Source organism: Pedobacter anseongensis, from assembly GCF_037482965.1.
GTDB classification, from domain to species: Bacteria; Bacteroidota; Bacteroidia; order Sphingobacteriales; family Sphingobacteriaceae; genus Pedobacter; species Pedobacter anseongensis.
The window spans coordinates 173,908-188,193 of the sequence record NZ_JBBHKB010000003.1 but is presented as its reverse complement, the minus strand read 5'-3'; the positions used below and the strand labels follow the sequence as shown (position 1 = coordinate 188,193).

Sequence of the window (14,286 nt, the reverse complement as noted above, 5' to 3'; positions counted from 1 at the left end):
CGATTAAAATTTTATTTTAAATTCATGCTCACCATTTGAATAAGAATAAGTGATGTTAAAATGTTGCGAAGTAGCAATTTGTTTTACAATGGCTAATCCTAGACCCATTCCTTCGGATGATGGAGATTTATGAAAGCGTTCGAAAGCATGAAGAGGATCTAATGCAGTTTGAGTACTGGTATTTCTAACGATGAGCTCATTGGTATTTAACTCAATATTGATTTTTCCGCCATTATAATTATGTCTTATTGCGTTTCCTATGAGGTTATCCATTAAAATATCGGCTAAATATTTACTCATTAGTATACTTTTATCACTAAATTTTTGCGCTATTTCAATGTTTTTATTAATCAATAATTCATTAAAATAGTTTATTTTTTCTTTAATTAACTGCTTTAAATCTATTTCTTCATCGTCTCTGAGTAAGTTATGGTCTATTTTTACGAGCAATAGCAACGATTGATTCAGTTTTGTTAATTTTGAAGTTGCTTTGTATAGATCGCTTAAGTGCTTACTTTGTTCCTCACTCAGATTTTGAGCTTGTAACATCATGTCGAGCTTTGAATTAATGATGGCAATGGGGGTCATCATTTCGTGTGATGCATTTTCGGTAAAAAGTTTTATTTCTCGGTAATCAGATCTAATTTTCAAAGAAATATCGGTAAGCGCTTTATTTAATTCCTTGAATTCTTGAATTGATGTGCGTACTGGAATAAAATTCCCATCCTGATTGAGGTTGAACGACTTTAAATTTGACACGATTTCTTTGAAGGGTCTCCACAACTGCTTCATCATTATTCGATGTAAAAACAGCAAGATAAGTAGTAATGCTAAAACGGGAAGAACGATAATAAGGGTAACACTTTCGGCTTGCTCAGCGCGTGTAACTTTCGATACCATAATAATTACACGATAGGGCCTGCCTCTTAAGTATAGGTCTTCCTTAAGATATCTGGCCGATTCTTTTATTCCTTTTTTTGGATTATAAAAAACAGTATCTGCAAATTTTCGCTCTTTGCTAACCTTATCAATTTTAATGTAATCGACAATTAAGTCTTTAAAGGCAACATGGGCCTCAGAAATTTCATTTTTGTTTGCATAATCTTTTACCTCTAACTGCTCTTCAATAAGGTAACGATCAACTTGTTTGTTTAGATAATAACTTAATGTTAAGTAAAAAAGATAGCCAATAATTAATAAGCCAATGCTGCTCGCAGTAAGTAATACTTGATTATATCGGGTAAAAAGCCTCATTACTCTGAAAATTTGTACCCTATTCCATAAATAGAATGAAAGTAATCTTTACTTCCCGCATCCAATAATTTCTTTCTAATGTTTTTAATATGGGTGTAAATAAAATCAAAACTATCAGCCATATCAGCATTATCGCCCCATATATGCTCTACAGCAGCAGATTTAGAAATTACTTTCGATTTATTGGCCACAAAATATACCAATAAATCGAATTCCTTTCTCGTGAGGTTAACTGTTGCGTTGTTTACCCTAACTTGTTTAGCTTGTATGTCGATATCGATTTCATTGAAGAGAACATGATCACTTCCACTAAACGTTCTTCTTCTAACTATAGCCATAATGCGAGCACCAAGCTCAGAAAGATGAAATGGTTTTGCTAAATAATCATCTGCGCCTAAACTTAGCCCTTCGATACGTTGATCTAACGAATTTCTAGCGGTAATAATGAGCACACCATCACTTTTATTCATTTTTTTTAGCTCCCTTAAAAGTTCCAGGCCATCTCCATCGGGTAGTGTTAAATCGAGTAGAATGCAGTCGTAATCATAGATGGCAACTTTTTGCATTGCAGTTGTAAAATCTTTCGCATAATCGCATACATTGCCCTCTGCTTTTAAATAGGCCAAGATATTACGCCTTAATAGTTCCTCATCTTCTACAACTAATATTTTCATCCAACAGGGATTTACTTATACTTTATGTTTAACGAAATAATGTCAGAACTCATGTTAATATTTTTAGCATAGTGGCCATATCTTAACTCAAACATACTAAAATGTTGCATACCTAACACGCCTTTAGGTGGGGCAAAACGGAATCCAACCCCATAAAAATCACTCTTAAATTTAGAGAGATCGTAATTACTGTTATAATATTGATCGGCAATGGTATGGGTTTGATAAGGTGCGAAATATTTAGCTGCAGTTTGTGCATAATAGCGATAAAACGGACTGATAGAGAAAAATGGATTCACCTTAATCGGAATTTCGATATCTGCCGTGTGGGCTTTAACTCCCCAGTTATCGGTATAATAGCGATAATAGGTTTTAACGATAAATAAATCACCAACAAAGTAATTTGCTCTAAAACCCAGTGGGATTTTTAATCTGCTGTCGGGTAAGTTTTCTTGATGAACAGAATTGTCTTTGAAATAAACACGGTGGAAGGGGAGACTTAGATAGCCATTTTGTTGAATGGCATCTGCTAAGAACATAATTTGAAGCCGTTCATTAATAATCTGTGAATAAGAAAGCGATCCGGCAAATGTATTTCTTGCGGCCGATCCGTAATCGTTTTCATCTCTCATTGCCACCACTCTGAGTTCAGCCGGTTGTATTAAAGTAACCTGGTCTAAATAGGTTTGAAATTTTGCGGTAAACTCGCCACTTTTGTCTTTAGTTTTTGCAGATAAGCTAATGTTGGCACCAAACGATTGATAATCGAATTCGGTCGAAGAAGATGCGCCTAAAGCGAATGTGGTGCCTTTTTTTTCGTTTTCGATAGACCAGTTTAATGTTGGGTAAATTCGCGTATCGGCATGCGATGCCGACGAATTGGCTTGTAAATCGATCATATCAGACGAAGCAGACGTATAATGATCGATACCAACTTCTAAGCCAAAAGTGTGTTTGCGCATTTTTGTGTCGTATTTGGTTAATTTCACATCAAATACATTCGCAATATCAGTTAATTTTTGAGTTCCAATTCCTCCTGTAACCGCAGCATTATTTCCGTTTTGAGTATAGTAACTCGAAACAAGATTTACCTCTTCGAGTTTTAATTTTCTACTTTGAAATCCTGTACTGTCTTTCGGTGTAGTTTGGGCAAATGAATGTAGTAAAGCAAAAACTGCTGCTGCCGTTAAAAATATTTTCTTCATTGTTAGTATATGTTTATTTAATTGCAGCCACAGCCGCCACCACTTTTGCCTGAGTTTGCACCCGATGCACCTTCTCTATAGCCTTGGAAACTTAATTCCGTTTTCTCGATCTTTCGGTTGCCCAAGATCATTTCAGAATCGTTTAATCTGATTTTTTGAAATTCTTTTACTGTAGTACAGGAGCTTAAAAATAAGCCATTTAGCAAAATTATGCTAAAAATAAATTTGGGGTCGAAATATTTTATCTTCATCTAATCCTTATGTTTTTACTGGTGTAAATCTTATTATAATCGTCTACGATGATGCAGCCTAAATAGTTAATTTGATTAATCATATTTAAGCCAGCATTGATGCCCATAATGGTTACTGGCGTAGCCATCGCATCGGCAATTTCTGCATTCGGACTAAGTATAGTTACACTTTTAATTCCCGTTACGGGTAGTCCTGTTTTAGGGTTAATGGTGTGAGAGTACTTTTTACCTTCAATTTCAATAAATTTTTCGTAATTACCAGAGGTGGCCATAGCCATATCGGTTACATTGAGGTACGAAAAAGGCAGGTTTGCATAATCTGGATTAGCAATTCCAATAGTCCATGGCTTTCCATCTAACTGATTACCCCATGTGGTTAAGTCGCCCGATGCATTTACTATACCACTTTGAACCCCTTCCTTTTTTAACAGGGCTTTGGCCATTTCGGCAGCATACCCTTTTCCAATGCCTCCAAAACCAATGCGCATGCCCTTTTCTTTAAGCATCACAGAATTTTCTTCTCTATTTAAAATAATGTTCTTGTAGTTAATTAATGAAATGCTATTTTTTGCGGTTTCAGCATCTGGTAAGCTAGTCATATTGCGATCAAAATTCCATAATCGCTTATCGATCGAACCGTAACTCAGATCGAAAGCACCATCAGTTATACTCGAAATTCTAATTGCTCTTTCGATCAGATTAAATACTTCTAGACTTACATTAACAGTACAAATTCCTGCATTTTCATTAATTTTATTTGTTTCGCTCGTTGGGTCGAATGTAGTAAGCAGTTTCTCAATCCGTTTAATCTCAGTAATCGCCAAGTCGATTTTTTCAAATGCCCAAAGTTCGTCTTCGGCAAGTACAGTGAGTTCGAAAGTATTGCCCATCAAACGCTCCGTCTTTTTATAAACTTTAGAGGTATTATTTATGGGCATCGCAAATCTTTTTAACCTCAGCGGTAAAAACTTCTGCACTTTGGTTCGGCAGACCTTCCCATTCTTTAATTACTTTTCCTTCTGCAGTTATTAAAACCGTAAACGGAAAACTACCTTTTGGATTATAAGTTTCTGCTAAAGCTTCATTTTGTTTTTTCAAAAGCGCCGACAGTTGATTTTTTTTACTTCTAGGAAAATCGGCATTTACCATAACTAAGTTTGTACTGGCCATTTTTAAGAAATTAGCATCTCCGAAAATTTCCTTGTGCATTCGAATGCAGGGACCACACCAGTCAGATCCTGAGAAATTTAGTAAAATCAATTCATTTTTTTCTTTAGCAATCTTTTTAGCATTTGTAAAATCGGGTTCCCATGGGCTTACCGAAAAAAATGCGATTAAAGCTATAATTAATAAATTTTTCATCTTTTTTTAATTTAAATTATCCCATGCAAAAGGTACCGTTAAACCATCATTCATCCTAATTACCATATCGGTAATAAAGTGAGCGCTTTTGAGATGGTTTTCGAGATGATGGTTCCTTAACTTATTGGTCATGGTTGTCTAAAACACCTCCATTAATCATATCCGAAACTATTCCTTTTTTATCTTTTCTTTCTGCAAAAAACACGCCAGCAATGTGAAGAACGCTAAAAGCAATAATTATATACATACAAAATCCATGAAATTCTTTTAGTGTATGGCTAAATGATTTCGAAAATCCTAGTTCATCATCAAAAGCGACGCTTAAACCAGTTATCACCATCAAAAAAATCACTGAATAAAACACAAGATAAAGTAGTTTTATGCCAAATTCATATCCATTAGACCTGATTTTTGTAGTAAAGTAAAGTCGGAAACTGCGCTTTAATTTTGGAAAAAATTTGTACGGCTTACTTTCGAACAATTCCATTAAAATTCGATAAAGAACTAAAGCCGCTAATGCATAACCAATATAAATATGAATTTCCCATATTTTATCTTCAAAGCCATGCTGCACGGCTCTTGCTTGCTCCTGAGAAACATTTGCGCCCGCCTGTTGTAATTCATTTTTTATAAAAGCACTACTGGGTCTACCATCAAAAAGAGTAGAATTAATCAATACCGTAAGCAATGAACCACAAATAAGTGCAACATTTAACCAATGCCAAATGCGTATATATACACTATTTTTTTTAGGATGCGATGGATTTGTTTTCATTGCTGTAATTTTTTCGAATAAGAGTTATAATTGATCTAAAGTAGACCTAAAATCTGAAGAGAGTCTGTAGATTAGATGTACCTATCGATAAAAACTTTAGTCCTCAATCTGGCATTGTGCGCGCAGGGCGGATAATCTATAGGAAACAGGGATGGTTTTCATAATTGGATGTATAGGCAATCTAATTTACCAGTAAATTACATCGAATTACGTTTGCAAAAACTGATCAATATCACTTTTTTGGATGATGCTCGCAATTTTTTACGGAGTCTATCATGATAATTTTGAAGCAAAAAATTCTTCAAATGGTTCACAAGTTTCATATCCCTGTATTAGGTTTAGGTTTTTCTATCGATACCCCTTTAAAAGTTGCTAAATATGGTATTTCATCGGTCGTTTCTGTTGTTGATGATGAATTGATAGAGCGGATGCGTAAATATCATACTGAAAAAAATAATTTGGAATTTATTCCTATTGCTAAAAAAACCATTAATAGTAGAGCAAAACGCATTACAAGCTACCTTAATTTTATGAATAATGTAGTGAAATTGCAGTTCTACGCCCTTCAAGAGCTGCCTTTTGAGCATGGAAATGATCTTTGTAGATATTTCGAGCTCCTTCCAAGCGATTCGCAACTCAGACTGGGCTATGAATTAATGATGGATTACCCAGAAGGCGAAAGAAAGAGAATTTTTCAGAATATTCTGAAAAAAAGGATGGTAATAGGGAGTATAGATGTAAATATTATGGCTAAGGTAGATAATAATTCAGATGCACTTGCTGCATTACGAGGTTTTGCCGAAAGCGATTTAACTACTTCGGTGGTCTTGTCGGCCGGGATGAATCCCAAATTGTATAGCTATATCAGTGAATTTGATGATTTTTTTCCAAATAGAAATGGCGTGCTAAAGAAACGTATCATCTTAAAGGTGAGCGATTTTAGGTCGGCATTTATCCAAGCTAAATTCTTAGCCAAAAAGGGATTGTGGGTATCTGAATTTAGAATTGAGTCTGGCTTAAATTGTGGCGGACATGCTTTTGCAACGGAGGGTTATCTTTTGGGGCCCATTTTAGAAGAATTTAAACAAAATAAATCCACCCTTTTAGCAGAACTGTTTGATCTGTATTGCGAAGCTTTAGCAGAAAACCCTAACCGTCATCCGATAACGCCATCCATCACGCTACCTCCAAAACAGTTAATCACTGTACAGGGGGGCATTGGTACCTCGTCTGAAAATGATTTTCTGCTCAAGCATTATCAGCTAGACGCCACGGGGTGGGGCAGTCCATTTTTATTAGTGCCTGAAGTAACAAATGTTGATGGGGGTACGCTCGAAAATTTAGTTAACGCAAGCGAAGAAGACTATTATCTCAGTAATTCATCCCCGCTGGGCGTACTATTTAATAATTTTAAAGGTAGTACGATCGAGCAAGAGCGATTAAGCAGACTAGAAAAGGGTAGGCCAGGTAGTCCGTGTACCAAAAAATATCTATGCACAAATACAGAGTTTACTGAAAAACCGATCTGTACAGCTTCTAGGGAATACCAAAATTTAAAAATTAACCAGCTCGCAAACTTACAACTTCCTAAGGCCGATTACGAGCGGCAATTTAATATCATTACAGAAAAAATTTGCTTATGCGAAGGCCTTTGCACTTCTGTTTACTTAAAAAACGAAATGAGTAAGCCAAAAGAAAGTGCTGCTGTTGCCATTTGTCCAGGTCCAAATTTGGCTTATTTTTCAGCTACATACACCCTTCAAGAAATGGTTTCTCACATCTATGGGCAACTTAACTTACTTGAAAAGGTAAAAAGACCACATTTCTTTATTAAAGAGCTAAATCTATACATAGAGTATCTTCAAAAGGACATTCAAAATCATTTGAATAACCTAAGTGACAAAAAAATAAAACAACTTATAAAGTTTAAAACGCAGTTGTTGGCCGGTGTCGATTATTACAAATCTTTATTTAGGAATACAGAAGGTATGTTTTCAGTCGAAAGTAGCCATCCTTACACCGAGCTTTTAAAAGCCGAAAATAAGCTTGCTAATACCTTCATTAGTGATTTAATTTAAGCTATATTTGGAATGAAATCATTACCTATGGAAAGAGAGAAGTTATTAATCGCTATAATCGAAAATGCGATTGATGGGATTATTACCATTGATGATAGGGGTTCAATAGAGAATATTAATCCCTCAGCTTTAGAGTTATTTGGCTATTCGAAAAGAGAAGACTTACTCGGTAAAAATGTATCAGTTCTAATGCCCGAACCTGATAAGAAACTTCATGATAGTTATCTCGCCAATTATGAACATACTGGGAAGAAAAAAATTATTGGCATCGGGCGTGAAGTAACTGGTCAACGAAAAGATGGTAGCACTTTCCCCTTTCGGTTAGGGGTTAGTGAAATTAAATTTAGCGATAGAAGAATTTATACAGGATTTATCCACGATTTAAGTCGTCAGAAAGAAGACGAAATAAAAATCAAAAGTTATACTGAAGAGTTAGAGACTAAAGTAAAGAATCGAACACAAGAGCTCGTTCGTTCTATTAATGAGCTCGAGTCGGCTAAAGAGCACATGAGTGCGTTGTTTCATAAAGAACGAGAGCTCAATCAGCTTAAAACACGCTTCGTATCAATGGCTTCGCACGAATTTAGAACGCCATTAAGTTCAATTCAATTATCAGCTTCGTTAATCGATAAGTACGTAGAAAAGCAGGATGCTGCAAGTGTAGAGAAGCATACTTCAAAAATCAAAAACTCGATAGTTAATCTCACTACCATATTAAACGACTTCCTTTCTTTAGAGAAATTAGAAGCTGGAAAGGTGCAGGCAAGCTCTAGTTGGTTTGATATGATTGCGTTTTCGGAAGAAATTACCGAAGAAATGCAAATAATGAGCAAACAAAATCAGCTTATTGTATACGAGCATAAAGGTACAACAGGGCAGGTGTTTCTGGATCAGAATTTATTGAAAAACTGCATCATTAACCTTATTTCTAATGCTATCAAGTATTCTGGTGAAGATACCCTGATTCAATTTAATAGCATTATTAATGATCGTGAATTAATTATAGATGTAAAAGACAATGGGATAGGAATTCCCGCTTCTGAAATCGATAATTTATTTGAACCTTTTTTTAGGGCGCACAATACTGGCGATATTCCTGGTACCGGTTTGGGGTTAAATATTGTGAAGCGTTATGTAGGCTTGATGAATGGTACCTGTACTTGCGAAAGCAAACAAAATTTAGGTACCACATTTAAATTGCATTTTAAATTCTAAATCTATTAGCATGATGCGAAAAGTATTAATTATCGAAGATAGCGACGACATTAGAGAAGGCATTGTAGAAATGCTTGACATGGCAGGTTACGAAACATTTGCTGCTAAAAATGGTAAGTTAGGGGTAGATCTCGCGATTAAAACGATTCCAGATATTATTCTCTGTGATATTATGATGCCCGAATTGGATGGGTATGGCGTATTGTATCTCTTGCAAAAAAATCAGCAAACGGCATCAATTCCTTTTATTTTTATGACGGCCAAGGCCGAAAGGGCCGATATGCGTAAAGGCATGGAAATGGGAGCAGATGATTATTTAACCAAACCATTCGACGATGTTGAGCTATTTAACGCGATCGAAAGCAGGTTAAAAAAGAAGGCTAAACCTAATGGCTTTAAAGGTGCTGCTGGTGATAAAGAATCTTTATTTTCTGCCTTAAGAGCGAAAGGAAAAGCAAGAACTTTTTCGAATAAGCAGATTATCTATGTAGAGAACGACGAACCATCTTATTTATATTTTGTAAAGAAAGGTCAAATCAAAACCTATAAGCGCGCTAAAGATGGTCGCGAATTATCATCTACACTGTATAACGATGGCGATTTTTTTGGCTACGAAAGTTTATGTAAATCCTCTCCCTATACTGATAATGCCGCTACCTTAAGCGATTCGGAATTGATTCTCATTGCTAAAGCAGATTTTTTAGATTATCTGCTTAATCATCAAGAAATTGCTACTGCATTTATTAGTTTATTGTCGGGTAGTGTTCAAGAAAAGGAAGAGCAAATGCTTCGCTTAGCCTATTTCTCAGTGCGTAAACGAGTTGCAGATGCATTGATTCAAGTTGCTCAAAAGTTTGGTGAACCTAATTCTGATAGCTGTGTCCTGAAAATATCAAGAGACGATTTAGCAGCATTGGTAGGTACGGCAAGTGAAACCGTAAGTCGGATGTTAGCCGATTTTAAAGACGAAAAGCTCATCGAAAAGAACGGAAATGCCATCCATATTCTGTCGATTGAGAAATTGAGGAATGTAAAACAATAGGTTCTGACGAATATCATTTTTTCTGATAACCGATATCATAGCCAAAACATGTAGTCTGCTTTAAATTTGCATATAAAATATGTGAAAAAATGAAAGCTATAGCCTATAATATCGGTGCAAAAGAAAAAGAATTACTCATCCTGGCCAACCATAAAAAACACGACATCACCATTATTGCCAATAGCTTAACCCTCGATACTTTGGCCTTTGCCAATGGTAAGGAAGCGTTAATTATTTTTAATGAAGATGTACTCGATGCTTCAATAATTCTGGGATTAAAGGAGTTAGGTATTAAATATCTAGCTACTTCGTCATTCGAATACAAGCATATCGACCTTCTGGCGGCAAAAAAAACAGGTTTAAAAATTGCCAATATTCCTTTTAAGGATGGAGGAGGTCTAGAAAACATGCAACAGGTAATTAAAAATTTAGATAATTGGGCGGCGGGAAAATGTGTTGGAGATGCTTGTCGTTGTCAAAACGATTGTGCTGTTAAATCTTTTATACAAAAGCCACATGAACAACACTGATCTTTTTAAAAAGTACAATGTTGCAGCTCCGCGGTATACGAGCTACCCCACTGTTCCATATTGGGACAATGAGTGCTTTAATACACAAAAATGGTTAACTGCATTAAAAAGTACCTATCAACGTTATAAGGAAGAAGGAATTAGCCTATATATCCATCTTCCATTTTGTGAAAGTCTTTGCACGTATTGCGGTTGTAATACGCGCATTACAAAAAATCATGGTGTAGAACTTCCATATCTCGAAGCGGTAATTAAAGAATGGGAGATGTACTGTGCTGTTTTAGGTGAAAGACCCAAAATAAAAGAACTCCATTTGGGGGGTGGTACGCCTACATTTTTTAGTCCAGAAAACTTAAAAACGCTTATTTTGGGCATTGTTAAGGACGGGGCTGAAGGAATTGCTTGCTCATTCGAAGGTCACCCAGACAATACCACCATCTATCATTTGCAAACCTTATACAGCCTCGGATTTAAGCGATTAAGTCTTGGTATTCAAGACTTCGACCCTAAGGTACAGTTGATGATTAATCGTTTCCAAACTCCAGAACAAGTTTTTCGAATTATAAGCGAGGCAAGAGCTATTGGTTACGAATCAATTAATTTCGACCTCATTTATGGTTTACCAGGCCAAACTTTAAAAGGGTTAACACAAACGATAAACGAAGTAATCGATATGCAGCCCGAGCGCATTGCATTTTATGGTTATGCCCATGTGCCGTGGCTTAAACCTGGCCAACGCCATTATTCAGAAACAGATATCCCACAGGGTAACGAAAAATTTGCTTTGTACCAAGTAGGAAGAGAACTATTAATTGAAACAGGTTATCAAGAAATCGGAATGGACCACTTTGCTTTAAAAAAGGATAGTTTATATCAAGCTAGTGAAAATACATTACTGCACCGCAATTTTATGGGATATACCGATCGGTCAACAAAAATTCTAATTGGATTGGGCGTTTCTTCTATCAGCGATTCTCATACGGCTTTTGCTCAAAACAGTAAAACAGTAGAAAATTATCTTAATAATATAAATAATAGTGTGTTTTCAATAGAAAAGGGGCATATACTGAATGAAATAGATAGTTACATCAAACACCACATTTTAAACTTGATGTGCAAAGGACGAACCCATTTCGATCAGCTTATTCCTGAAACTATACAAGAAAGGTTAGCGCCATTACTTAAAGATAATTTAATTGAGGTAAACGATCAAGAAGTGCGTATTACTCGTCTTGGAAAATCTTTTCTTCGTAACGTGTGCATGGCGTTCGACGAGCGTTTGTGGGCATCTAAACCCGAAACTACTTTGTTTAGTAAAGCAATATAATATGCCTACGTTAAAAGCAATAGCGTGTTATCATTGTGGTGAAGAAATTTCGAACATCGATTTGGTGTACGAGCAAAAACATTTTTGCTGTATAGGGTGTAAAAGTGTATATAAAATTCTTTCCGAGAACAATATGTGTGCATATTATGCGTATAATGATTCTCCTGGAAGTAGATTTAAAGAATCCAGCCATTTAGCTTATCTTGATGAACCTTCTATCAGTGCGCAATTGATAAGCTATAGAGATGATAAACATACAATAATCACATTTTATATTCCAGCAATCCATTGCAGTTCGTGCATTTGGTTGTTAGAACATTTATATAAAATAAATTCCGCAATAGGCGATTCTAGGATCGATTTCATTAAAAAAGAAGTAACCATTAGTTTCAACCACGATCAAATTTCGCTCCGTAATTTAGTGCAAACTTTAGTGCATATTGGATATGAACCTTCTATCAATTTGCAGGATGTAGTAAAAAAAAATAGCAATAGTGTAAATAAAGTTCTTATACTTAAGATTGCGATTGCTGGTTTCTGCATGGGGAATGTAATGTTGTTCAGTTTTCCCGAGTACTTTGGTCTTTCCAGCTTCGAGAAACAGTTTCAAGAGCTATTTGGATGGTTAAATCTAATTTTTTGTATCCCAGTAACATTTTTTTGCGCAAAAGATTATTTTATTTCTGCTTATACCAGTTTAAAGCATAAACACATTAATCTAGATACCCCTTTGGCTTTAATTATTGGGGTTTTGTTTGTTAGGACAGCCTTTTCCGTATTATTTACAGGTAGCCCCGGTTTTGCCGATACCCTAACAGGATTAGTATTCTTGTTATTGATGGGCAAATGGGTAAAACAGCGCACCTATCATCATATTTCCTTTGATCGCGATTATAGGTCTTATTTTCCGATAGCCATAACCACACTTAAAGACGGAAAGGAAAAACCAAAAGCGATTAACGAATTGGCTATTGGCGATCGGTTATGGATTAGGAACGGCGAATTGGTGCCAGCCGATTCGATTTTAATGAAGGGTGAAGCTTGGATGGACATGAGCTTTGTAACTGGTGAGATAGAACCCAAACAAAAGGTGCTGGGAGAGATTATTTATGCCGGTGGTAAGCAAATAGGAGAAGGAATCGAATTAGAAGTTGTTAAACTAGCTTCACAAAGCTATCTCACTAATTTATGGAATAAGGAAAATTATACCCCTAAAACCACTCAGAATTTTAACGATAGCATTGCAAAATATTTTAGCCTAGTTGTATTTCTAATCGCTTTTGCATCGATGGGCTATTGGTTCGTAAATCATCATACCGATAGAGCTTGGGCGGCTTTTACGGCCGTAATTATTGTAGCTTGCCCTTGTGTACTTGCTTTAAGCACACCATTTACCTTATCGGCTATTTTATCCGTTTTTGATAAAAAGGGTTTTTATGTAAAAAATACAGATGCGGTAGAGCAATTGGCCAAATGCAATTCGATGGTATTTGATAAAACAGGTACCTTAACCACAAGCGAAAATGCAAATGTAAATTTTATAGGAACACTAACTGCTGAAGAAAAGAAATTGGTGGTTTCGTTATTAAATCATTCCTCTCATCCGCTAAGTAGGCAGATACTAAAGAGCCTTGATTGCGCTAGTTTCTATCCGATAGCAAAATACAAAGAAACACCCGGAAAGGGTATAAGAGGATTAGTGAACAACCAAATGGTTTATGCAGGTAATGAACAAATTTTGCCATTCAAAATAGAAACTAACCAAAAAAGTGGTGTTCATATTGTAATTGATAGTAATTATAAAGGTACTTTTTGTGTAGAGCAGCAATGGAGAACATCATTAGCTACGCTAATTTTTACTTTACAAGAGAAATTTAAACTAAAAGTTTTATCTGGCGATACGGATAAAGACGAACAGAAATTGCTCACTTTTTTCGCTCCTCATACGGTGATGAAATTCGAACAGAGTCCACACCAAAAACTGGAAGCGATTTTAGCTCAGCAAGAACTTGGCGAAACGGTGATGATGCTCGGAGATGGCTTAAATGATGCTGGAGCGTTAAAACAAAGTGATTTTGGGATTGCAATAACCGATAACATCAACAACTTTACGCCAGGTTGTGACGCCATTTTAAAGGGCAGCGCGATGCACTATCTTCCGAATTTTTATCAGCTCAGTAAAGATGGATTAATGATTATTAAAATCAGCTTTGCGATAGCGATTAGTTACAATTGTGTGGGTTTATATTTTGCGGTACAAGGCACACTTTATCCACTGGTTGCAGCTGTATTAATGCCTATAAGCACCATCACCATCATCAGCTTCACTACAATTGCCACCCGTTTTTTTGCACGTAAAAACAAACTAGCATGATCATTCTCTATTTTTTAATCGGCTGTAGCATAGTAATGGCTTTAATCTTTTTAGCTGCTTTTTTCTGGTCGCTAAAAAATGGACAGCATGATGATATGGTTACGCCCGGTATTCGGATATTATTTGATGATGAGGTATCTCAAAACACCGAAGATCCGAAAGTCGGAAAAACCGGACTATCGGACTAAAAACTTTCGGC

The 14,286-nt window shown here is 35.9% G+C and carries 15 protein-coding genes; 7 read left to right on the top strand and 8 right to left on the bottom strand.

Annotated features, from left to right (window positions below; all coding sequences use genetic code 11):
- Positions 1-3: 3 nt before the first annotated feature.
- Genes WG904_RS11585 through WG904_RS11550 form a run of 8 tightly spaced genes read right to left on the bottom strand, consistent with a single transcriptional unit; the run spans position 4 to position 5,521 of the window.
- Entirely contained in the window at positions 4-1,254 is a 1,251-nt protein-coding gene (locus WG904_RS11585; RefSeq protein ID WP_339579480.1) for a sensor histidine kinase, read from the bottom strand.
- On the bottom strand, positions 1,254-1,928 hold the full coding sequence (locus tag WG904_RS11580) for a response regulator transcription factor (protein WP_339579479.1): 675 nt from the start codon (positions 1,926-1,928) through the stop codon (positions 1,254-1,256). The genes WG904_RS11585 and WG904_RS11580 overlap by 1 nt, the downstream gene beginning before the upstream one ends.
- A gap of 11 nt (positions 1,929-1,939) precedes the next feature.
- Positions 1,940-3,133 carry a DUF3570 domain-containing protein gene (locus WG904_RS11575; protein ID WP_339579478.1) on the bottom strand — a complete coding sequence of 398 codons (1,194 nt, stop codon included), beginning with the start codon at positions 3,131-3,133 and terminating at the stop codon, positions 1,940-1,942.
- Between the two features lie 17 nt (positions 3,134-3,150).
- Entirely contained in the window at positions 3,151-3,384 is a 234-nt protein-coding gene (locus WG904_RS11570) for a DUF4266 domain-containing protein (protein ID WP_339579477.1), read from the bottom strand.
- Positions 3,381-4,322, bottom strand: a complete 942-nt coding sequence (locus tag WG904_RS11565) for an FAD:protein FMN transferase (protein ID WP_339579476.1) — start codon at positions 4,320-4,322, stop codon at positions 3,381-3,383. Before WG904_RS11565 ends, WG904_RS11570 begins: the two co-directional genes overlap by 4 nt.
- Complete coding sequence (locus tag WG904_RS11560) at positions 4,309-4,746, bottom strand: thioredoxin family protein (protein ID WP_339579475.1); 438 nt, start codon at positions 4,744-4,746, stop codon at positions 4,309-4,311. The genes WG904_RS11565 and WG904_RS11560 overlap by 14 nt, the downstream gene beginning before the upstream one ends.
- A gap of 6 nt (positions 4,747-4,752) precedes the next feature.
- Entirely contained in the window at positions 4,753-4,878 is a 126-nt protein-coding gene (locus WG904_RS11555; RefSeq protein ID WP_339579474.1) for a hypothetical protein, read from the bottom strand.
- Positions 4,868-5,521, bottom strand: coding sequence for a cytochrome b/b6 domain-containing protein (locus WG904_RS11550; protein WP_339579473.1), 654 nt, complete (start codon positions 5,519-5,521; stop codon positions 4,868-4,870). The genes WG904_RS11555 and WG904_RS11550 overlap by 11 nt, the downstream gene beginning before the upstream one ends.
- A gap of 305 nt (positions 5,522-5,826) precedes the next feature.
- On the opposite strand from WG904_RS11550, the gene WG904_RS11545 reads away from it, so the two are divergent.
- The 7 genes from WG904_RS11545 to ccoS all read left to right on the top strand — a co-directional run bounded on the left by WG904_RS11545 (position 5,827) and on the right by ccoS (position 14,275).
- Positions 5,827-7,599, top strand: a complete 1,773-nt coding sequence (locus WG904_RS11545; protein ID WP_339579472.1) for a hypothetical protein — start codon at positions 5,827-5,829, stop codon at positions 7,597-7,599.
- Between the two features lie 27 nt (positions 7,600-7,626).
- Positions 7,627-8,814, top strand: a complete 1,188-nt coding sequence (locus WG904_RS11540) for a PAS domain-containing sensor histidine kinase (protein ID WP_339579997.1) — start codon at positions 7,627-7,629, stop codon at positions 8,812-8,814.
- Between the two features lie 10 nt (positions 8,815-8,824).
- On the top strand, positions 8,825-9,856 hold the full coding sequence (locus WG904_RS11535; protein WP_339579471.1) for a response regulator: 1,032 nt from the start codon (positions 8,825-8,827) through the stop codon (positions 9,854-9,856).
- Between the two features lie 89 nt (positions 9,857-9,945).
- The gene (locus tag WG904_RS11530) at positions 9,946-10,386 is read left to right on the top strand and encodes a Rossmann-fold NAD(P)-binding domain-containing protein (RefSeq protein ID WP_339579470.1); all 441 of its coding nucleotides are present in this window, start codon (positions 9,946-9,948) and stop codon (positions 10,384-10,386) included.
- Positions 10,373-11,713, top strand: a complete 1,341-nt coding sequence (hemN, locus tag WG904_RS11525) for an oxygen-independent coproporphyrinogen III oxidase (protein ID WP_339579469.1) — start codon at positions 10,373-10,375, stop codon at positions 11,711-11,713. Before WG904_RS11530 ends, hemN begins: the two co-directional genes overlap by 14 nt.
- A gap of 1 nt (position 11,714) precedes the next feature.
- Positions 11,715-14,087, top strand: a complete 2,373-nt coding sequence (locus WG904_RS11520; protein WP_339579468.1) for a heavy metal translocating P-type ATPase — start codon at positions 11,715-11,717, stop codon at positions 14,085-14,087.
- Positions 14,084-14,275: a cbb3-type cytochrome oxidase assembly protein CcoS gene (gene ccoS, locus WG904_RS11515; protein ID WP_339579467.1), complete on the top strand. Its 192-nt coding sequence runs from the start codon at positions 14,084-14,086 to the stop codon at positions 14,273-14,275. Before WG904_RS11520 ends, ccoS begins: the two co-directional genes overlap by 4 nt.
- The last annotated feature ends 11 nt before the right edge of the window (positions 14,276-14,286 follow it).